Origin of the sequence: Pseudoalteromonas sp. JC3 (genome assembly GCF_030291895.1) — a bacterium.
In the GTDB taxonomy this organism is placed as follows: Bacteria; Pseudomonadota; Gammaproteobacteria; order Enterobacterales; family Alteromonadaceae; genus Pseudoalteromonas.
The window spans coordinates 92168-114709 of the sequence record NZ_CP127856.1 but is presented as its reverse complement, the minus strand read 5'-3'; the positions used below and the strand labels follow the sequence as shown (position 1 = coordinate 114709).

19 protein-coding genes are annotated in these 22542 nt (G+C 41.7%); 8 read left to right on the top strand and 11 right to left on the bottom strand.

Annotation, left to right across the window (positions count from 1 at the left end):
- Positions 1-153 precede the first annotated feature (153 nt).
- On the top strand, positions 154-1698 hold the full coding sequence (locus tag QSH61_RS19335; protein WP_227387838.1) for a methyl-accepting chemotaxis protein: 1545 nt from the start codon (positions 154-156) through the stop codon (positions 1696-1698).
- A gap of 130 nt (positions 1699-1828) precedes the next feature.
- Here QSH61_RS19335 and QSH61_RS19330 read toward each other — a convergent pair whose 3' ends face one another.
- Entirely contained in the window at positions 1829-2221 is a 393-nt protein-coding gene (locus tag QSH61_RS19330; protein WP_010607543.1) for a tellurite resistance TerB family protein, read from the bottom strand.
- Between the two features lie 426 nt (positions 2222-2647).
- Between QSH61_RS19330 and QSH61_RS19325 the strand changes: the two genes are divergently transcribed.
- Together QSH61_RS19325 and QSH61_RS19320 are read left to right on the top strand one after the other, a co-directional pair.
- Positions 2648-3055, top strand: a complete 408-nt coding sequence (locus QSH61_RS19325) for a hypothetical protein (RefSeq protein WP_010607541.1) — start codon at positions 2648-2650, stop codon at positions 3053-3055.
- Positions 3056-3146: 91 nt separating this feature from the next.
- Positions 3147-4064, top strand: a complete 918-nt coding sequence (locus QSH61_RS19320; protein ID WP_206471095.1) for a M14 family metallopeptidase — start codon at positions 3147-3149, stop codon at positions 4062-4064.
- Between the two features lie 130 nt (positions 4065-4194).
- Here QSH61_RS19320 and QSH61_RS19315 read toward each other — a convergent pair whose 3' ends face one another.
- Positions 4195-4782, bottom strand: a complete 588-nt coding sequence (locus tag QSH61_RS19315) for a CBS domain-containing protein (protein WP_010607539.1) — start codon at positions 4780-4782, stop codon at positions 4195-4197.
- Between the two features lie 591 nt (positions 4783-5373).
- On the opposite strand from QSH61_RS19315, the gene QSH61_RS19310 reads away from it, so the two are divergent.
- Complete coding sequence (locus QSH61_RS19310; protein ID WP_010374789.1) at positions 5374-6330, top strand: FHA domain-containing protein; 957 nt, start codon at positions 5374-5376, stop codon at positions 6328-6330.
- 48 nt (positions 6331-6378) lie between these two features.
- Here QSH61_RS19310 and QSH61_RS19305 read toward each other — a convergent pair whose 3' ends face one another.
- The 8 genes from QSH61_RS19305 to norR all read right to left on the bottom strand — a co-directional run bounded on the left by QSH61_RS19305 (position 6379) and on the right by norR (position 17034).
- A complete protein-coding gene (locus QSH61_RS19305) occupies positions 6379-6891 on the bottom strand; it encodes an Mpo1 family 2-hydroxy fatty acid dioxygenase (RefSeq protein ID WP_206471096.1) in 513 nt (170 codons plus the stop codon).
- Between the two features lie 90 nt (positions 6892-6981).
- Positions 6982-7350 (bottom strand): DUF1294 domain-containing protein, encoded by a 369-nt coding sequence (locus QSH61_RS19300; RefSeq protein ID WP_206471097.1) that lies wholly within the window; start codon positions 7348-7350, stop codon positions 6982-6984.
- Position 7351: 1 nt separating this feature from the next.
- Complete coding sequence (locus QSH61_RS19295; RefSeq protein WP_206471098.1) at positions 7352-9505, bottom strand: exonuclease domain-containing protein; 2154 nt, start codon at positions 9503-9505, stop codon at positions 7352-7354.
- Positions 9506-9583: 78 nt separating this feature from the next.
- The gene (locus QSH61_RS19290; protein WP_174170721.1) at positions 9584-12895 is read right to left on the bottom strand and encodes a response regulator; all 3312 of its coding nucleotides are present in this window, start codon (positions 12893-12895) and stop codon (positions 9584-9586) included.
- Complete coding sequence (locus tag QSH61_RS19285; protein ID WP_206471099.1) at positions 12892-14121, bottom strand: ABC transporter substrate-binding protein; 1230 nt, start codon at positions 14119-14121, stop codon at positions 12892-12894. Before QSH61_RS19285 ends, QSH61_RS19290 begins: the two co-directional genes overlap by 4 nt.
- Before the next feature lie 152 nt (positions 14122-14273).
- Positions 14274-14756, bottom strand: a complete 483-nt coding sequence (gene bfr / locus QSH61_RS19280) for a bacterioferritin (RefSeq protein ID WP_174170719.1) — start codon at positions 14754-14756, stop codon at positions 14274-14276.
- A 3-nt stretch (positions 14757-14759) separates the two neighbouring features.
- Positions 14760-15230, bottom strand: coding sequence for a bacterioferritin (bfr, locus tag QSH61_RS19275; RefSeq protein WP_010374801.1), 471 nt, complete (start codon positions 15228-15230; stop codon positions 14760-14762).
- A gap of 241 nt (positions 15231-15471) precedes the next feature.
- Complete coding sequence (gene norR, locus QSH61_RS19270) at positions 15472-17034, bottom strand: nitric oxide reductase transcriptional regulator NorR (protein ID WP_206471100.1); 1563 nt, start codon at positions 17032-17034, stop codon at positions 15472-15474.
- A gap of 386 nt (positions 17035-17420) precedes the next feature.
- On the opposite strand from norR, the gene QSH61_RS19265 reads away from it, so the two are divergent.
- From QSH61_RS19265 to QSH61_RS19250, 4 genes are all read left to right on the top strand, one after another.
- Positions 17421-18638 (top strand): NnrS family protein, encoded by a 1218-nt coding sequence (locus QSH61_RS19265; protein ID WP_206471101.1) that lies wholly within the window; start codon positions 17421-17423, stop codon positions 18636-18638.
- Between the two features lie 25 nt (positions 18639-18663).
- On the top strand, positions 18664-19833 hold the full coding sequence (gene hmpA / locus QSH61_RS19260) for an NO-inducible flavohemoprotein (protein ID WP_206471102.1): 1170 nt from the start codon (positions 18664-18666) through the stop codon (positions 19831-19833).
- 193 nt (positions 19834-20026) lie between these two features.
- The gene (locus QSH61_RS19255; protein ID WP_206471103.1) at positions 20027-20500 is read left to right on the top strand and encodes a low molecular weight protein-tyrosine-phosphatase; all 474 of its coding nucleotides are present in this window, start codon (positions 20027-20029) and stop codon (positions 20498-20500) included.
- Between the two features lie 63 nt (positions 20501-20563).
- The gene (locus tag QSH61_RS19250; protein ID WP_010374811.1) at positions 20564-21208 is read left to right on the top strand and encodes a 2OG-Fe(II) oxygenase; all 645 of its coding nucleotides are present in this window, start codon (positions 20564-20566) and stop codon (positions 21206-21208) included.
- A gap of 40 nt (positions 21209-21248) precedes the next feature.
- On the opposite strand, the gene QSH61_RS19245 is transcribed toward QSH61_RS19250, so the two are convergent.
- Positions 21249-22538: a sensor histidine kinase gene (locus QSH61_RS19245; RefSeq protein ID WP_206471104.1), complete on the bottom strand. Its 1290-nt coding sequence runs from the start codon at positions 22536-22538 to the stop codon at positions 21249-21251.
- Positions 22539-22542: the final 4 nt, after the last annotated feature.

The window sequence follows — 22542 nt, the reverse complement described above, 5'->3', positions numbered from 1 at the left end:
AATCAAATTAACCTCGAATGAGGTAACCAAAGATAAACCTGATCTTGGTCAGAAAACACGTTATTAAAGCGCAATTCGGGTAAAAAAACCTTCTGACTATAAAGTCTTAGATTTATATTTCGCCTTGTCTTTAGCTACCGAGATAAAAAACAAATGTCAAAAATAATGGGTAGGGAAATAAAGTTAGGCAAGCACAGTGTATTGCTTTCAACAACGGATCTGGACAGTCGAATTACATACGCAAATCAATCTTTTTGTGACATATCAGGCTTTAGCATTGAAGAAATGCTTGGTCAGCCCCACAACTTAGTTCGTAATCAGGATATGCCAAAAGCGGCTTTTAGAAATATGTGGTCTACCATTCAAAATGGCCAATCTTGGATGGGACCTGTTAAAAACTCAACAAAAAATGGGGATTACTATTGGGTAAACGCTTTTGTCACTCCCATTAAAGACGAGCGAGGCAACATAGTTGAATACCAATCTGTAAGAACTTGTCCTTCTCCCGAGGTAATTAAACGCGCAGAAAATGCTTATCGCACTCTTGATAGCCAACAAAAAACGAGTCGCTATGACAGCACTCGCCTCTCATTTATGTTATTGCTTTTCATCGCGATAACTTTGCCTCTAGCATCGCTATTAAACAACCATTGGTTTACGCTGCTACCTTTGACTCTACTATTCATCACAATTGCGTTAACCGCACGTTTTCGCTCTAAATATAAAGCTTTGCTCACACAAGCCAAAACGATTTTTGATAATGATTTAATGTCTGTGGTATACGGTCAATCTCGCGATCGGGTTGCTGATATTACACTAGCATTTGAAATGCAGAAGGCAAAAATTTCTGCGGTGGTGGGCAGAGTAAACGACGTGTCCGTTCGAGTAAGTGAAAATGCAAAACTTACTACACAAAGCGGCCAATTTGTTGCTGAACTACTAAAGCAGCAAACAAGCGAGGCAAAAGAAATGGTCGTTTGCATGGACGAATTTTCACAAACGATTGACGAGCTCTCAGAAAACGTAAACCACGCTGCTGATGCGGCTAATAACTCAGAACAACAGGCTGGGCGTGGTAAAGCCGCAGTAAAGGATGTCATCGACTCGATTCACTACCTTGATGAGCATTTAATGGAAGTGAACAATGCCGTGAACCGCTTAGTCTCCGGTAATGATCGAATTCAAAATATCCTTAGTGTTATCAACTCTATTGCCGATCAAACCAACTTGCTTGCGTTAAATGCCGCAATCGAAGCCGCCCGAGCGGGCGAACATGGGCGAGGATTCTCAGTTGTAGCAGATGAAGTTCGCACACTTGCACAACGCACACAAACTTCCACAGAAGAAATCACGCAATTACTTAAAGAGCTAAATGATATTTCCAGCTCCGCTGTAGAGTCAGTGCAAAAAAGTAATAGCTTATCAAATCAAAGTGTTGATCTTGCAAAAAATAACGGTTCAAGCCTTGATACCATTCAAAACCATGTGATGCATCTAGCCGACTTAAATCGCAGTGTTGCCGCCGCCATTGAACAACAAAGTTGTGTGGTAAAACAGATAAGCATAAACGTTGACAGCGTGACTACGCTCGCAGAGAAAGGCACGGAGCACGGCGAGAAATCTTTTATTTTAAGTCAAGAATTGCTGACTCAAATCGAGCAGCAAACGCGCCTAATACAGCAATTTTCTCAAACATGAGAAATCAAAGTGAAACAGGACTTAATGTATGCGTACATTAAAGCCTAATCAGTAACTACTCTTAAATATCAGTGGACCTAAGCATTTTACTAGACAAATTAGGTCCACTTAGTTCGCAAATAAAACAATGTTATAGTTCCGCCTCAAGAATGGCGAGTGCCTCCTTTTCTGCCTGTTTCACATTGCCATCAGCTTCAATAACACGCACGGCTAGATCTTTCGCAAGTTTACGCATCGGTTCATCAATAATGTTATTCATGCGGTGTTGCACATAAGCTTCAATATCATTATTTTTTATCGCAACAACAGACTTTGACAGGCTGTCTTCAATATAATCGTCTAATGCGATTGCAGAGTTCCAATGTAGGCTTTTTGCCCACTTTCGCACAACATGCTTTTCACTTTCGCTGATGACACCGTCAACACCAATAAACAATAGTGCGATATCAATTAGAGCTTCTTTTTGCATCTGATCGACGCAAACACCAGTATCAAAGTGGTTTAATAGCTGTTCAAATTTCATAATTCTTCCTTAACCCTTTTCTGCAAATTAAGATCACAGATATTTCAAGACGGAACAAAAAACGCTAATGTTTAAACATATGCTAACTTTTTCCATTTGTCATATTAAAAAAGTGCAAGTTCATTTACACCTCATTCCAAAGCTTGTTAAAGGTCAAAAGGACTATCGGGTCCAACTTATTACATTTTATTTTTCACAATATAAGAAGCATCCAAACTCCTTCAACATTACGGTCTGTATCGCTAAAATGGGTTACGTATGCTGGTCACAAGCACCAACACATACGAATAAAGAACCAGCCTCCCCAAAAAGCATCAATCTTAAAGTTTGAATTAGTAAGAAAAGTTCTAGACCTCCACAATTGATTCATTTTGTTGAAATAATTTGCACACTCTCAAAATCAATCAAAGAAAAATAGGAACAACAATGAAAGAGTTAAAATTAGGAATGAACTTATCATTTTTCATTTCCCTTTCTATTATCGCGCTTAGCTTGCTTATCTTAGATACTTTAATAGTGTCTGAAAGAATTAGCATGATTTCGTTTGTCCAATTAACGCTATCTGCGGCAATCATGTTTTATATTGCTACAGGGCTATGGGCAATATTCAGTGGTCAAAGCCGAGTAATCATCTGCAATCAAGGTGTGGTTTATCACAGCTTGTTAGGTCAAAAGCACTATATTCCAGCAGAAGAAGTGGAAAAAATTTCCGTAGAAGGATTACTATGGTTTAGTTACACCAAACTTTATCTTACAACCGGAGAACTAAGGATCTGGTCTTTCAAACCCAATCTTGCGCAACAACATAGCCTTAAACTACTCGGGTACATTTAATTCTATCCTTATTCGCGTGTAGTAAGTCTCATAAAGTTGCTTTCAAAACGAGGCATTGAGTAAGATAACCTAAACTTATAACGAGGTTATTATGCAAAGACAATATGCTATAGGTACGCTCGGCGTACCTTGGACTTCAAAAGAAAAAACATTGTGGTTAGAAAACCAATCGATAAAACGCTCATATTCTGAAGAAGTCGTAACTCAAATAGAAGCGCTCAAGCACACTTTTGACGTCACCGAGTATGGTCAGCTTGACTACCCCAACCAAACTTATTCTCTATATGCATTAACAACAAAAAACTGGCAGCAAAACAAACCGACCATACTGGTTACCGGTGGCGTGCATGGCTACGAAACAAGCGGTGTACATGGTGCTCTTGCTTTTGCCAAATCAGAAGCACAACAATATGAACAGGCTTATAATTTCATTATCTTGCCTTGCTTGAGTCCTTGGGGCTATGAAACGATAAACCGCTGGAACCCAGAAGCCGTTGACCCTAATCGCTCTTTTTATGCGGATAGTCCAGCGCCTGAGTCTCGATCAGCAATAGACTTTGTCAATAAGAAAGCAGCGGATATTCTGTGTCATGTTGATTTACACGAAACCACAGATTCCGACAACTCAGAATTCCGCCCAGCATTGGCAGCAAGAGATGGTAAAGAGAATCATAATTGGAACATTCCTGACGGTTTCTATTTAGTCGGACATACACAAAAACCGGAAGCTAAATTTCAAAAACGTATTATCGAAGAAGTAGCTGCGGTAACACAGATTGCTGATGCAGATGACCATGGGCAGTTAATCGGTGTTGATTTAGAACAGCACGGTGTGATTAATTATGACGGTACTGCGCTAGGTTTATGTATGGGTATGACAAATGCCGCTTTTGTAACAACAACAGAAGTTTACCCTGATGGTCAAAACGCAACACCAGAAAACTGTATCGCGGGTCAAGTGGCAGCAATTAGAGGGGCCATTAAATACCTACAAAACGAAAGCCTATAAGGTTTCAGAAGGTGTGGTTTGTTAAAAACCACACCTAGGAGCTAGGAGAATGAACAGGATCTACCAAGTTGTCATATTGTTAAGCGCTAAACTTTTCCGGTGAAAACAACACGACCTGTTATAATAAAACCTAATTCGCTAAGTCTTCCTTACCGCTAACAACCCCAAAGATTTCTTTGAATGAAGTCGGTTTTTGCAAAATACTCACTGGAATATGCAATGCTCTTGCGATGTCACTAGCTGAGATCATACCTCTGAGCCCTTCCGAACCAACCAATAAAACGTGCTGCAATCCTAAACTTTGTAAGGTTTCAAGCACATCTCCTATTGTACTTTTAGCAACCATTTCATAGGGAACAGCGTAGAGCTCTTCTTTACTCACCATCACATCTTCAACGCACACATCTTCTCTCGACACCTGCTTTCGCTGGGCAACACTTAAGACCTTTCTACCCGTAAGGTCGCGACAGTTTACCACTCCCAAGAAATTATCATCTTCGTCGACAACGAGCTTTGAGCGCACATGGCCATTTTTCATCATGTATAAAGCATGATCAATATCGACGTCTTTTGCTATCACCTGAGGCTGCCTGCGAGTAAAGTCAGTCACCACCTTAATCGCACTACTGTCCATATTTAAAGGTTCTGAATCGAAGTGATCACAAAGCTGAAATACCCCTTCCAACTTAACGGTTTTTAACGCTTTGTATTGGCCCATTTTATACTCCTGCTTCTATAAAGCTCTTCGAAAGTCTGGTTTTTATGTTGCTGTGAACAATCCACAACTAAAAATAAAAAGAACAACCAGTGCAAAGGCAGTAAAAAATTATTTTAGGTAACTGGAAAAGTAAGAGAGATTACGAAAACTCGAGCACATGAGAGCTAACCTCACTCCTCTCTAATTAAAATATGGTTTATACAGTGAATATATTCAAGTCAATGAAGTCTAAAACTCCTGTAATCTCAGTGTAATGCCGTGTAATAGCTAAATTTAAGCAAACGAATTAGACTGAAGATGTTTGCTAGGATTTATCACCCTAATATCAAACAATTGGTTTAGGCATTGGAGTTCCGCGTCAAACTAGAAAAACTGTAATTCCAAATTAGACCAAGCCGGTACGATAAGTACTGGTGAATTCTTCCCTCAACGAGACCCACCTCGTGGGTCTTTATCATTGAGTAGAAGGAAATAAAATTGTATGCTTCACGGCACTTATACATTGATATAGATGAAATTTACGCCTTGCTGAATTGTGATATCTATTTTGTATAAGCATGTAATTTTCATCAAAGTTATACGGAACTAACTATGGCTTATTTAATCGACGAACAGAAACTCGAACGAGTCTATCTTAAAAGCTATCATACGGTAGGCCGCTATAAATATAGTGTAGATACCTTGATAGACAAGCCGGGAGTATCGCGACATCACGCCATTATCGAACTCAATGAAAACAAATGGTTTATCAGAGATGTGAGTACAAACGGCATCTGGATAAACGATAAAAAGCTCGACAAGAACCTGCCGTATCAGCTATTCGAAAATGATAAGATTGATTTTGCAGCACCTGGTCAAAACTCGTTTGTGGCGGCGAACTTGCAAACCGAGTGTCAATATCTAGTTTCTCAGTCAAACAACCAAAAAGTAGTAGAAGTAACGAATCAACTTCTACTTCCTAGTGAAGATGACCCTAAACACATTATTTACTATGATAAATTGCTCAACTATTGGTTTTTAGAAGATCTCAATACTTCAGATCGACAAGCCTTAATAGATGGCAGTATTGTATCGCTGATGAACGACCAATGGATGTTTTTTTCTGCCACGACAATCGCGGTAACTAAGCACCTTGAATGCCAAAAAGCTGCCAAGCCAATGGCGCTAGAGTTCAATGTAAGTCAAGACGAAGAAGATACCCAATTAACACTAAGTGTTGACGATAAACACCTAGATTTAGGCGTCAGAAGTCATCACTACTTACTGTTGCTGCTTGCCAGAACTCGGATCCAAGATAAAGATGCAGGCCTTGAATCGGATGTTCAAGGTTGGGTTTACCGCGATGACTTAGCAAAAGCACTCGGTGTACAAACAAACCATATGAACATTATGGTTCACCGCGCACGCAAGCAATTTGTCGATTCAGGTGGTGAAGATTACCCAGAAGCGACCTTTTTATTAGAAACTCGCTGTGGCCGAGTAAGGTTGAATTGCCAAGATATCACGATAATAAAAGGCTCTAAATTAGAAACTCGCATGACAACTTAAGCGATATTGTTAGTTGGGCAGAAATAGCATTTCGGCCCAACTATTTTCCTATGCTTTATACTCTCCAGCATTATTCACTATTTTGTTTTCGAGCTCTTTACATAGCCCCAATACGAATAAAAGCTCCACAAGTACAAACAGTGGTCCAATTGCTAAACCAATCAAATCATCGACAAACGCAGGCTTTTTTCCCTCAAAATAATGCCCTATAAACTGTAACACCCAACCTACAAAGAAAACACCAGCCCAAAACAATACCGTCATTATTCCTGCATTAACGATGAGCGGATTCAACGCTTGAACAAGAAAATAAAAAGCCAGTATGATGGCGCTCATCATGAGCCCAAAAATGGGGGATAGCATCAGGTAATAGCCACATAAAACTACCCCTATCAGCGCGGCCAGGGTGATGGTCACTCCTGATACACTGAATAGCGGGATAAAAGTCATACCCACAACAGCAATGACAATTAACGGGATCCCAAAAAAGTGAGTCAGAATGTTTCTTTTGCTGCGATGATACATGGCATACTGACTTAATAACGTCTCTAGTTTGTTCATTATTGTTCTCTCATTGATACCAATTATCCTACTGATAATTAGTCAATAAAGAAAATTTATCAATAAAAAATTCTACTAACGTATTAGGGCCTATATAAATAACCAAATAAACAGCATACCGAATACAATGGTCTGCATTATGAGCACCATCAACAGCTTAAAATTAAAGCTAGGTTTGATGGTTTTATGCCTGAGCATATACATTGCCACTGGTGTGACAATATTGAGCCCAAGTAACCCACACAGTAGTAAATTACGTTCAGGAATGCGCGATTGAGCAAGTGTTGAAGCGCGCTTATCCCACCAAAAAAGTGCAAATATAAATAAATTAATAACCAACAACACCGCTGCAGAAATAACCGCTTGCCAAGGTAGCTTAGATACGCAAAGCGCCCCTAACCACACGCCTGCGCCCCAAAATAGGCCCATCTGCTGATGCATTAAACGAACCGCTGACATGCTACTTTTCCTGTCTTATGGTGTTGATTTCAATGAAAATTTCAGCTGTAGCATAAGCATCATCCATCGCCCGGTGATGATTAACCAAAGGTACATTCATCGCTTGGCAAAATGCCCCTAGCGCATATGAGCGCAGGCCCGGCACAAACTTTCGGCCTAACTGCACAGTACATAACTTCGCACGAGTAAACTCTCGGCCGACTCGAGCAAACTCCTGCCGAATAAAGCCATAATCAAAGTTCACATTATGCGCGACAAAAATAGCACCTTGGCTAAACAGCTCAACTTGCTCCAAAATTTCAAAAAAACTTGGAGCATCACTCACCATTGCCTGAGTGATCCCTGTCAGTTCAGTGATTTTTTGTGGGATACGACGCATCGGATTAACAAGTGATTGCCATTTAGCAACGACCTCGCCGTTAACGACTTTTACCATGGCTACCTCGGTAATGCGATCAAACTCTTTGTTGCCACCGGTGGTTTCAATATCGACAACGACATAAGGTTGCTCTTTGCAAATATGCCATTCAACGGTTTGCAGTCGCGTGGGAATATTACATTGCAAGAGTTTAGAAATGTTAACTAGCTGACTTCGGCTAAGACTATCACCTGGAGCCTTGATTTCTTCAAACCTTAAGCCTGCTTTTTCGTCGACTATCATCAGATCGGGAAAACCAGATTTCATCAGATGAAAATCACTACACATTAGCCTTAAAACAGATTTGACATCCTCAATTGCCAAGTAAGACAATAATATTTTTATTGAGTCGAGCATCTTATCATGCCAATTAAACAACCGATTGGCTTCTCCGTAATGTTCGCTCATCTGGCGTAGAAGCCAGTTCACCCATGCAGAAGTATCTGTAAAACTCGCTAAGCGACATTCAATCTCCTCCTCAAATTCGTTGTAAAAGCGATTTTCTTTTAACGCCAGCGGAGTTCTAGAAAACCCATTAGCAACGATACTTTTTGGGTGATAAAACAGTTCTTGCCAAAAGGTCAATCCAAATAAGGCCAGCCAAATTTCATTTTCAACATGATAGGCCTCAATGTCATGACGTTTATAATAAGCAATGACGCCAGCCTCTGTTTGTCCCTTAAAAGCCTCATCAATTTGAATTGCAGGTTGACTTTTTCTTAGCATATCCGTAAGTACAGAAGTGCGTTTTTGGTTAAATTTACGCTGATAAAAGTCTTCCGCAAAGATCATCAATGTTTCATCGCTTTCCCCCTGCAAAATGCGCTCTAATTGCTCTCGCACCAGCTCAACTTCACCTTGCTTATAATTATGTCGTATCAACATCTCACAAGCTTGAGGGTGCTCAGTCATACCTAGTAAGGTTTTAAAATGGGAAAATTCAGGACCTAACTTTCTGGCAAGCGTTAACAGGTACTTTGCATGTACAGTCACTGCATATTGCCCATCAACCTTAGGCAATTGTTGCGCTGCGGCCTGTTTAGCACGCCACACTAATTCATCTTCAGGGGCATTTTTGAGCTCACTGAGTGCATTTGCATAATAAAACGCGCTCACGGCTTCTGCTTTTTGCTCAAAATGTGCATGGTAAGCGGCGTCAGCGCTCCTGGTATTCATTACACCAAGATCTCGCATCGAAAATTGCGCTAAGCTAAAGCCTATCTTGCCAAAGTACAAAAATAGAAAGTAGTCGATATCGGCTTGAAATGAGAGCGTGAGATACTGGGATAGGTATTCTTGTGTATTTAGATGTTCAACGCAGACAGATTGATTGATATACGCTACCCAGAGCGATTTTTTTGCCGATTTATTTGGCAGTGTAGTTAAATTCTCTCGCTCGGCAAGTTCAATTAAACATGGTTTAGTTAAGCAATGCAGCAGCGCTTGAAAGTCGTCTTGTTGTACCTGACGAAGTAATCCCTTTGCTTTTAATGAAAACGCGACTTCACAAATATTATTGATCTCTTCGTAGCGCAGTGAATTGATATCCAGAAAAGGAGTTTTGCGGGAAATAAACCGCACTAACAAACACAATTCATCTTCAGGCAAGCGGTGTAGCTCAGCCAGCAGCTCACGCTGAGCACTACTTAATAGCGGTTGACATACTTTAAGTAAATAATCGCTAAGCTCACTAAAGTGGCTTAAGTAATATTTGGCGGGTAATTCTTTTCTCAACACAAATTCAGATAACTGTTTTTATATACAGTAAAGATTATCATAGATAGGAAATATTGCCAATTTGCTTCAGTTACCCCCTTAAGTCGTTTCTTCTGTATCGTCTGTGGAAGCATATTCGCTTTTGTATAGCCAATATTGTAGTTTCTCGCTCAATGGCTCTTCCGAAATGGGCTTCGTGAGGTAATCGTTCATGCCTGCATTTAAACACTTCTCTCTATCACCGGACATTGCATTGGCTGTCATGGCTAATATTTTTACTCCCTGATAACTCTCACCTGCGGCTCCGTCTCGGATTAACTCGGTCGTCCGATAGCCATCCATTTCAGGCATCTGACAATCCATTAAGATTAGCTCAAATTGACATTCATCTTGATGTGACTTGAGCAGTTCAATGGCAAGCAGTCCGTTTTCGGCAACTTCAATATGGGTTATCCCCAATTTTTTGAGCATACTTAATGCGACAACTTGGTTCACCTTATTATCCTCAACCAGTAGAATACGACAAGGTTTTGGCCACGTAAATTCGGTTTCGTTCGCCTTTCTTACCAGTTTCAGATAGTGACTCGTAACCAGTGGTTTCGCATTCGCCAGCGCCTTGCCATCTTCAGCTAAAATGGTTAACGCATCAAAAAGGTCTTTGGTTGTCACGGGCTTTGGAAAATAGCCTGAATAGCCACGCTCCGCGTAAAACTGGCCATCCCCCTTAGTACCCATTTGCGTCATCATGATAAGTTTTATCGCTTTGAATCGCTTATCATTTTTTAGTGCAGCGCCGAGCTGCTCACCCGACATGCCTCTAAGCGTCATATCCAGTAAGGCGATATCAAACACATTTTTATCACGTTGGTATTCAGCTTCACACAGCGAGAGTGCTTGTATTCCAGAGCTGGCTTTATACACATCCGCCCCCCAGTGCCTCAATTGAGATTCCAAACTCGTCAAGGCTGAGAGGTTATCGTCAACTAGGAGTATTTTTATCCCTTGTAAATCAATTTTTGCAGCTTCGAATTGAGTATTATCGCCATGGATCAAAGTCACGAAAAATTCAAATTGGCTACCATGTCCAAACCGACTACTAACGGCGATATCGCCATCCATTAATTCACAGAGTTGTCTGACAATGGCAAGCCCCAGTCCAGTCCCTCCATACTTTCTAGTCGTAGAGGCATCAACTTGAGAGAATTTAGCAAAAAGCCTATCTGCTTTGTCCTCTGGTATCCCTATGCCGGTATCTTCAACTGAGCAATGAAATCTCAGTTTATTGCCTACCTCACTGAACCAAGCTCGGATGATGATCTCGCCTTGCTCGGTAAACTTGATTGCATTACTAATTAGGTTGGTGATTATTTGTCGAATACGGCTCGGGTCCCCCTGCACCAATGGCTTTTCAAGTTGGGTTACATCTAGAATAAGTTCAAGTCCCTTTTTCTGTGCTTGCAACGCAACGGATTCAATCAATTCGCCAAGTAATGCCCTAACATCGAAATCTAGTGACTCAAGTTCAAGCTTACCCGCCTCAATTTTAGAAAAATCTAAAATATCGTTGATGAGATTTAATAACGACTTGGCACTCCCCATTGCTAGACTCACTTTATGTAGTTGAGTTTGAGTAAGGTGCTCATCTTCTAGCAGACTTAACATGCCTATTACACCATTCATTGGCGTGCGGATCTCATGGCTCATTGACGCCAAAAACTCGCTTTTAGCTTGCGCGCCCTGCTCCGCCGCTTGCTTCGCTTGTTCTAGCTCTTTTTTCGCTTCAACCGCAGCGGTAATATCCTGTTGGATGCCAACGAATGCCGTTAATTGATTTTGTTCGTTGAACACCGGAGAGATCTGTAAACTATTCCAAAATGCCTTTCCAGATTTGGTGTAATTGATCAATTCAACTTTGACGAATTCGTGAGCTATTATTGCTTCCCTGATTTCCTCTAACGCTTGCTGCTGGGTATGTTCACCTTGCAAAAAGCGACAATTTTTACCCAGTACTTCATCACCATATTCGGTGATTTGTTGAAATGTTTTATTCGCAAATACGATTGGCAATTCAGGCTTAGTCGCGTCAACAATCGTTATGCCGACATTTGCGCACTCTATTGCTTGAGCGAGTAAATCATTTTGTTCCTTGGCCTTTTTCAGCGCTTCTTGATGAAGCTTTTGATCGGTAATATCCGAAAGTGAGCCAACTATCCGCTTCGCTTGTCCATCTTTAAGTGCCGCAGCACCTTTTAGCCAAAAATAGCGATAGCTGTTTTGCCTCGTTTTTATTCTACACTCGACACCAAAAGGCTCTTCTTCCGTCATATGAAACTTAATTGAGTTTTCTAAATTGGGGAGATCTGCAGGGTGGACTCGGTCAAATAAACTAGAAATATGCGCAGAGAATAAAGCTTGTGTCTCTTGCGAAAAGCCTAGTAAAGATTTAAATCTATCTGAATAAAACACCGCATTCCGCTCAAGATCCCAGTCCCAAAGGCCATCATCGCTACCAAATATTGCAAGTTTAAATCGCTCTTCACTGCGTTTGAGTGTTGTCCTCGATTCTTCTAGTTTTTTGAATGGATTTAACAGAAGTTGCTTACCAAACAAATAGAGCAAGCCAAATGATAGGAATAGCCCAAAGGCAATAGCACCAATAAGATCCCACACAAATATTTTCACTTCGTCAGTGACCTGACTTTTCTCTACACGATAGTCTAATACTAAATCGGTGGAGCCAACATCGAGACTGCTTACACTAAAGTAAGTTTCAACTTTTTGGGTGTTAGAAAAATTAATCCACCTGCCTTTTAAACCAATGCTATGAAAAGATGTGGATGATGAGGAGCTAAGCAGACTCTCTAAACTCGTCGAAAATTCGCCAATAAGTGCTCCCTCAGCAAAGCCGTTATAGTAAATCGGTACTGCTATTGTGAAATAGTGCAGATTGCCAACCTGAGTGAGATCTATCGCACTGACCAACTCTGCATTGATCACTTTATCGAGCCACTTTGGTTTTTGGTCTAACACTTCATGAGAATCAAAGTTTGCGTAAACAACATCGCCCAATACATTGATCACCATTAACTTTTCTTCTCTACCTATAATTTGAAAACTGCGCATAAAGTCTCGTAACTTAGCAGCGGAGAGCCCTGTACCCATCGCACCATTTACGATAATAGGATGTAGAGAAAGATCAGAGAGGATCTGCTTACGGCTCTCAAGATACTGAGTTAAGTTGTTAACTGCGAGTTGAGCTTGGGTTTCATTCGTTTCTCTCACTAAGTCTTCGACAATGACATTTGATCTCAGCCCAACAAAAAGTGCACTGAGCAGAAGTGAAACAATAGCCGTTAACCCTAAAAAGGTGTAAAAAGCGCGATTACTCGTTAAGGTGAATTTAGTTTTCAATGCGACCCCGGGTAACTATAAACTAGTTTAATACTGCCATTAGACTGGTATTGCCCCATACACAAGTCTTGCACGGTTAGCGCTTCATGGGCTGAATCATTTTTATCACTCCAGACACTAAAAGGCCGTTGATACGTTTTTATGAGGCCGCTGATCGGCGATTGCAAATCCTCAAATGCGCTTTTTAATAAGACTCTGTTGGTCGCGACTGAATCTGTCAGTTTTATCTGCTCCGCTGCTGCAATAAGAAGCTTGGCAATGTCATAGCCATGGATAAATCCGGGAGCTGCTTGAACAAATCCATGCGTTGCAAACCGGGTTGGGAAAAGCTGTTTTGCACGATTAAATACTCGTACCGAAAACATACTTAATGGTTTATTCTCAAAAGAAAAACAGCTTTGTAGGACCGCCAATGAGACGTCAGCAGATAACTTATCCCCAACCACTTTAAAAAAGTTACCCGCAGTTACCCCCCAATGACTAATAATGGGCAGGCGCTGCGCCTCGTCAATACTCGCCATGGCTTTTACGAACTCTGCGCCCTCAATCGCATTGCCAACAAAAATGATACATTGCGGCTCACTTTCAATAATATTATGGATCATGATCCGAGCCTCATTTTCTTGTGTCGCCCAGTTAAACCAAGATACAGGCAGCGCGTTGTTAGGCTTGGCTGTTTTATATTCCGCTAGCAATGTGTCGTAATTAGAGCGCCCCCATGCGGTATCCTCAAGGAGTAAATGAGGTGCAACACAACCTTGTTGCTTTGCATAATTGATGAGTACTTTACCCGCTTTGGTGTCATCCACAGAAAGCCTAAAAATCCAATTATCCTTACTCGGGTATCTTGTAATTGGCCCACCAGCGGCCCAAGGAACCAACAGCAGCGCTTCACTCTCATTGATAAATTTACGAAATTTAATATAAGGAGGAGAATGAACACCACCAAGCACGAGTAAGGCATTCGGGTCTTTTAAAAATTGCTTAAAGTGAAGCAAACTACGATTACTATTACCACGATGGTCTTTGGCCACCAATTCAACCTTATAACCTTGGATTTGATTATCTACTTCATCTAATGCGGTTAGAAATCCCATTTTTATCGCTTCGGCTGACTCATTTAAATTAGAATAATCAGCGTCATGATAAATACGAAACACTTGCTTGGAGTTTGCGGCGAGACAAACCGAGCTCAGGAGGCAGAAAAACAGTAATAATATTCTCATCGTATTACTAATCACCCAACACATAACTAAACTTTAGTTCAAATCATTGTGATTGCTTAATTTTATAGCGAATACCTTGCTCGTTATAAATCACCAAGACAATGCATGGCAGACAAAGAAACCGCACCCAAAGGTAGGTGCGGTGGTTGGGATCATTCAGGGCCATTAGCAAGTTGGCTCTGAATGTAGTTTGGTAAACCAATTAGTTTGATTAAATTGATATGCTGTTCAAGCCAATAAATGTGATCCATTTCGGTGTCATCTAACAGGGTTTCGAGCATTTCACGAGTAACATAATCTTGCGCTTGCTCACACACTGCTATCACCTTTTTCAAATGATCTTTTACCAGAATTTCCGCAGCCAAATCATTTTCTAGCATTTCTTTCACGTCAGTACCGACGTGGATCGGCGCACGAGAAGCGGTATCTGGCGTGCCTTCCAAAAACAAAATGCGCTCCGTGATCCGCTTAGCGTGATCGAGCTCTTCTTCGTATTCGTGAGATAACTTATGGTGTAGCTTCTCCAGTCCCCAATCTTCATACATTTTGGCATGCGCCAAATATTGATCCATCGAAGAAAGCTCAAGCGTAAGTTGCTTATTGAGTAAGTCGATAACGGTAGAATTGCCTTGCATAACTTACCCCTCAATCTGCGATTGCAGATAGTTTTCAATGCCGGTATTTTTGATTAAGAAATGCTGCGTTTCGAGCCAATCCACATAGCCCTCTTCATATTCAAGAATATCTTCTAGTAGCTCTCGACTAACATAATCCTGTTCGTGTTCACACAGCGCAATTGCATCGCGCAATGTCGGAAGCTGATCGAGTTGAAATGCTAAGTCGCACGCCATCATTTCTTCGGTGTGCTCACCTATTCGTAGCTTTTCTAAATGCTGGAGGTTTGGTAACCCTTCAAGGAATAATATGCGCTCGATAAGATCATCAGCTTGCTTCATATCCTTGATAGATTTTTTATACGCTTTCTCGTTTAGCTCTTCAAGCCCCCAATTTTTGTACATTCTTGCGTGTAGAAAGAACTGGTTTATTGATGTTAACTCTAGTGTAAGCACTTGATTTAGCGCTGTTATGACTTGCTTATTACCCTGCATAGGGCCCCCTAATAATGTCTAGTGACGCCCTATAACCCTAGTTCAATATTTATTCTTCGCAAGATTAAATAAAAATAACAGTTTTCTTAATATACCCTTTTAAAATAAACAACTTATAAGAGTATTAATAACAATTTTCATTACATTTAGGGTTTCATTTTTTGAACGGCTTGTATTTAATCAGAACTCAGAATAAAAAACTTGCTAAGTTATTGAGATTTATAAAAGCAGCTCCGGCTGCTTAACTCATCTGCTTTTTAACATCTAACCCTAAACGCTTTGCTAGTCGAACCAAATTTGCTCTATCCATTTCCAGCTCTCTCGCAGCTGCCGACCAATTAAACCCATGACGTTCCATCGCGTTAACGATCATGTCTTTTTGTAGTAGCTCGACGGCGAATTTCATGGCGACAGGAGGTGTTTTCTCTTGCGTGGTAATGCACTCAGCCTGCTGAATTTGTTGATGGTGTTTTGGCGCGATGTCTATGTCATGGATCTCAATGATATTAGCCTGCCACTGTTGATGCTTAGCTTTTAACGCTGCACGACTGACACAATGTTCAAGCTCTCTGACATTACCCGGCCAATCGTAATGCATTAACCGACTGAGTGCTTGCCTATCCATCACCACTTGTTTTGCGTTGAGCGTGCCTCTTAGCTGCTCTAAAAAGAACCCAACCAGCAGCGGGATGTCATCTAGCCTTTCGATCAGTGGAGGAACAAATAAAGGATACACACTCAAGCGATGATAAAGATCAGCCCTAAATTTTCCGCGTCTCACCTCTTCTTTTAAATCACGATTAGTGGCAGCAACCACTCTAACATCAACAATATGAATGTGGTCAGCACCTACCGCTTGCACCTCACCGCTTTGCAGCACACGTAATAGTTTGCTCTGTAAAGTCAAACTCAGTTCGCCAACTTCATCCAAAAACAGCGTGCCGCCGTCCGCGGCTGCAAACTTGCCTAACCGGTCTTTATCGGCCCCTGTAAACGCCCCTTTTTTGTGACCAAAGAGTTCACTTTCTGCTATCGAGTCAGGAAGCGCCGCACAGTTAATTTGTATAAACGGTTTGTCATTTCGTTGGGAATTAAAATGTACGTGTTTTGCTACCAACTCTTTACCCGTTCCCGTATCACCTTGAATAAGCACATTAAATTCAGAACCAGCAACCAGTTCAATTTCTGATTTAAGCGAATGCATCACCGCACTCTCTCCTACTAAAATTTGCTTTTTAACGGACTTTTGAGATTGGGTAAGTGTAGATGCACGTGCTTGCTCATAGAGGCGCTCAGCCTCAAACATACGTAATGCACTACTTGAGACAATTGCTTGTAGGGTTTTCATATAAACCTCAGACAAGTGCTCAAAGCTATCCGGTTTAAGACAATCAAACGTCACCAATAAGATGCTACTTTGCAGCGCGACCTTAAATCCCATGCAGGCATGCACTGGTAAGCGACTTTCTTCGGCGAGCAACAGACCATCGTAAGGGTCAGGTAAGTCGCTATTGGCAGGAAAACTAACTAGTTCGTCAGACTCGAAAATGGACATCAATCTAGGTTGCTCTGTAAGCAAAAATTGCCGCCCAACAGCGTCCGCACTCAACCCATTGCAGGCTAGGATAGTTAATGCATGCTGATCGCCATAAAGAATGGCGATGGCATCAGCGGTAACAGATTGACTCAATGCTGAAAGCAAGGACTTAGCGTATTGCTTAACCTCGCGACCCTCTTGCGCCAACGAAAGTCGTGATAACGACATACTAAGCTCAAGCAATTTGGAGAGCGCTAACGAATTCATGTCAAAAAGACTCAATTTATTCAAATAAACACTAATTAAGATAGGTCAATTTGACTCAAACATCAATAATAGAATACTAATACAATGATTTATATAGCATTTTAAAGTTGGCGTGACACCTGCAATGTGCAGTCTATATATCAACATTCGCAGAGTTAACGATGAGCCGTGCATACCAACTTTTAAGATATAGCAACATCGCCATTTTCACTTCACTCGCAGCGTTTATGCTGTCACTGCAAGTGAGTTTTTTTAGCGTTGAAAGCTTCAGCCTCTTCTCACAAATTGCAGCACATATTAGTACTATAGTATTGGCCGCCTTGATTAAGCTTGCCTACGTCATCCGCCTTGTCTGTCTATACCACCTAGGTTTGGAGGTTAAGTAAATGAGCTTAATCCAGCTAGAAGAGCCCAGTTCAAAAACAGTGTGTTGGTATTTACCATCTACTTGGCCCGTGTTGATGCTCGGCTTTAGAGCGCTATTTTTACTCGCGGGCTTATTCGCTGTCGTGAGTATTTCTGTGTGGGCTTTATTGCTCAATGGCAATGTTGTTTGGCGTAATGATTACCCAGCGACCTATTGGCACGCCCACGAGATGCTATTTGGCTTTGGCGGTGCTGTCGTCGCCGGATTTTTGCTAACCGCTGCAAAAAATTGGACACAAAGACAGACATTACATGGTGGCGCACTGCTGTCACTCTGTATTATTTGGTGTGCCGCTAGGCTGAGCTTTTTTGTGGCAAATTCATCAATCATCATCACCTTGCTACTACAACTGAGTTTTTGGCTCATTGTACTAATCAATTTAACGACCGTAATTGTTGATGCAAAATCCAGAAACAATCGTGTTTTTATTTTTGCTGTAAGTATGTTGTGTGGCTGCAACATCGTATTTTTGATTTTACTTCACAACCAACACTTCTTATTGCTAAGCGCTACAAGCCAAGCAACGCTAATTGCTTACATGTTATTGATTGGTGTAGTGGGTGGCCGCGTTATTCCGTTTTTTATTGCCCGCGGATTGCAGCAAGCACAAAAGCCACATACTCCAAGGTTAGACAGGGCGATCTTTTACCTCGCCATCATCTGCGTTTTCACCTATATCCTGCAGTTTACGATGCAAAATACTCACTATTTAAGTGCTGCACTTCTGCTCCTTGGGCTACTGCATTCGATAAGAGCAATTTATTGGTTTAACGGTAAATTATTTAACGTACCACTGCTTTGGTCACTGTACCTGTCATATTGTGCAATCGCAGTGGGTTTAATACTTAGCGCATACAACAACACCTTTGCACCAGAGCATTTGCGCAGCCATCTTCACTTAGTGGCAATTAATGGCATGGGATTAATGATCTTAGCCATGATGACTCGCGTTACCTTGGGCCACACAGGCCGGCTATTACAGGTAGGCACGACAACTGCACTGGCATTTATCTGTATCGCGGTATCAGGTCTTATCCGCGCATTCCTTATTCATTTTATAAACCCGCACAATGCATGGCTGTTAAGTGCCGTGGCTTGGGTTTTTGGTTTTATGCTTTTTTCCATTACCTTCGCGCCCATGCTGATACAAAAACGCGTCGATGGGCGAATAGGTTAACTCTACTCTCAAACAGGAGATATTAATGCTTACCCAAAATACGATTGAGTTGGTAAAACAAAGTGCACCGCTATTGGCTCAGGTCGGTCCCGAGATCACCGCCAAGTTTTATCATAGCATGTTCAATCAACACCCAGAGTTAAAAGGGGTATTCAACCAATCCCATCAGGCTTCGGGAAAACAGCCGTTGGCACTATTTGCAGCATTAGCGGCCTATGCCAATTACATTGATCAACCAGAAGTGCTCAGTGACGCCATTTTACGTATCAACCATAAGCACGTTAGCCTTGGGATTTTACCTGAGCAATACGCTATTGTTGGCCGGCATTTAATTGCAACGCTCAAAGCCGAGTTCAGCGAGCAATTCACAGACGAAATAGAGCAAGCTTGGCTTAATGCCTACCAGTTTTTAGCCGATTTATTTATCACCGCAGAGCATGGCCTGTACCAAACCGCGCTTGAGCAGCAAGGTGGGTGGCAAGGAACGCGTGAATTTACAATTGAAAAGGTGATAAGCAATACTGAAAATATTAAAAGCTTTTATCTCAAGCCTGTCGACGGTAAAGCCTTGCCTCATTACCAAGCTGGACAATTTGTTTCTGTCTTTGTACCAAAAGAAGTGGTAGGGTTTCAGCAGATCCGCCAATACTCTTTGTCTGCTGCGCCCAATGGTTCGTACCTTAGGATCTCTACTAAACACGACGGTGCCGTATCGCAATATCTTCATACACTTAAGGCGGGCGACACCCTCAAGCTCACTCCACCAGCTGGAGACTTTGTCAGACAACACACAGCCAGTCCAAAGGTATACATTAGCGCTGGGGTTGGAATAACCCCTATGCTTTGCATGCTTGGCGTTCATAGCCAACATTCACCTGAAGTCGAAGCACATTTTTTACACGCGAATAAAACTCACAGTGACTTAGGTTTCAACCAAGAAATCAATGAGCTTGGTAGCAATATCCGAAATTTTAATGTGGTTACTTGGTTGGAGTCAGAAGCCGACGATACGCATTCCGGACTGATGGATATCAACGCAATCAAAGATACTTTGCCGCTAACAGACGGAGAGTTCTACCTATGCGGCCCGGTTGCCTTTATGCGCTTTATCAAAACCCAACTGATGAATGCCGGTGTACAAACCGAGCAAATATTCTATGAGGTATTTGGTCCTCACGAAAACCTTCCAAACTAACGAGTTAAATTTGGCGTCCTAAGAAAGTTGGTATTAGCTGACGCCTTATATTTTGCTCTAAAAAAATCGCTAGACTGGGTGAATGAATACTACTGGTATTAGCCGGAATCTTATATTTTGCTCTGAATTAAAAAATCGGTAGACTTGGAGAATAAATACTATTGGTATAAAAGCGTACTTGAAGGACAACAATATGAGCGCAATTTCTAGTATCTTAGTCGTCTGCATGGGTAATATCTGCCGCTCTCCAACTATGGAGGCGGTATTAAAGCACAAACTCGCAGCAACAGAGTTAACAATCTGTATCGATTCCGCTGGCACCATTGGCTATCATCAAGGTAACCCTCCAGATCCACGCAGTGTCGCAGCAGGCAGCGCAAGAGGGTATGACTTTTCAGACATATCAGCGCAGCAAGTAAAACCCAGCGATTTTGAAGATTACGACTTACTTTTGTGCGCAGACAACGCTAATTACCGCGATCTACTCTCTAATTGTCCTACCGGCTTGGCGCATAAAGTTCAGCTGTTTTTAGCGTTTGGTGACATGAGTGAGCATGAAGTGCCTGATCCTTATTATGGTGGTGAACAAGGTTTTGAACATGTGCTTGATTTAATCGAAGCCGCCAGCGAAAACATCATTAACAAAATTCGCTTATCGACAAGGTAAAATTAACTCGCTGGATCGGTACCAAACAAAGGGGTAAAAAGACCTTTTTTAGAGGCACCGCTATTGTTAGATTTAGACTTAGAATTTCCGTTCGAGAAATTAGCTCAGGACTTACAAACCACAGGCATTAGTATTTTGCCAAATTTCGTCAGTCCCGACATTTTATCCAAGTTGGAATTGAGAATAGCAGAGCTCAGCAGTGATGATTTTAAGCAAGCTGGAATTGGTCGTTTAGCCTCTCACGAGCAAAATAAGAAAATTCGCAGAGATAAAATTCACTGGCTAGATAGCAGCAATGAGTTGGAATCTGTTTGGCTCAACTACATGGGCGAGCTAAAAGCCTATTTAAACAGACGGCTGTTTATGGGACTCTTTAGTTATGAAAGCCACTTTGCCATTTATCCTCCAGGGGCGTTTTACAAAAAGCATTTGGACGCCTTTAAGGGAAAGACCAACCGAATTTTGACCACGGTATTGTACTTAAATCAGTCTTGGGCACCAGACAATGGCGGCGAACTAGTTGTTTACAATCCCGATAATCACGACGAGATACTCACAACGGTGCTGCCAAGTTATGGCACGCTAGTTACCTTTTTAAGTGATGAATTCCCTCATGAAGTACTGGTTGCCAACGAAAAGCGCTATTCAATTGCAGGGTGGTTTAGGGTTAACGCCAGCATTAATCATTCGATTGATCCACCAAAATAATTGATGAGCTCAGCCTTAATATTATTATCCTGAGTTAAACTCAGGGTAATTTGTTCGGTAACCTAATTTCGACGCACAAACCTTTACCTTCGCGATTATAGAGGCTGATTTTACCGTTGTGTGCTTCAACAATTTCTCTGCACAGCGCTAAACCAAGCCCAGTTCCTGACGCTTTGGTAGAATAAAATGGAATTAAGGCGTTGGCCATCACAGTGTCACTCATGCCTTCGCCTCTATCGAGCACCCATATATAAACCTCGTCGTTACGCTGCTCAGATTGAACGCGGATTTCCTCTATCTTTGAGCCAGACTCGGTCGCATTCTTTATCAAATTAATGAGTAACTGTTCTAACTGTGTCGTGTCTGCCTGTAATTGCATTTGATTAAGCTGATATTGGAATGACCAATGGCTTTGCAGTCGCGCACACAAAACCTGCAAATTCACAGGTTCAATGTTTGGCAGAGGAAGTTTGGCGAACTTACCATAACCCTGAACAAACTCGCTAAGGTGCACAATGCGCTCTTCTATCGTCGCAAATACTCGACTTAGCCTAGGTTCATCCACGCGTTCAGCCAAGATCTGTCCGCTGTGCAGCATAGATGAAATAGGCCCTAACGAGTTGTTTAACTCATGACTAATGATGCGGATCACTTTCTTCCAAACTTGCACTTCTTGGCGGCTCAACTCTCGAGTGAATTGCTTAAAAATATATAATTTGTGAAAGTGGTTGTTGAGTAATAACTCACCGTTGGCGAGATGCCACATTTGCGACTCTCCAATGCTACTTTGTATTGAGAACAAGCCATCAAGTTGGTTGCTTGCTGCTTGCTGAAGTTCATCGGGGACTTCGGATAACAATTTACTAAAACGCTCACCCTCAAGGCGGTGCTCACAGTTAAAAAACGTTTTTGCACTATTGTTAGCAAATACCACCACATCTTGTGAGTCGACAAGGACAAGTACCTGAGGTGACGACTCAAGCACTTTATCTAGCATCAACTCACGCTGATAAATCCATTGTTTTTCATCTCTTAACTGTTTTGCCGTTTCATTGAATAATTGACACAACCTACCGAGCTCATTGTTAGCGCTATAGGTGATTGACGTAGAAAATTCGCCATCCTTAAAGTTCATCAGGCCGACTTCTAACGCCTCCCACCCCGCTTTGTTTTCACGCATTAATAGTCTATGTAGCACTAGTGCTACACTGACGGAGCCCAGTACTATTACAATGAAACCGCTGTGGTCATCGAGAAAGAACCATAAAGGAATCAGGCCAATAATAATACTGATGGCAATGATCAATGCATGTTGCTGCGAGGTCGTCATTATT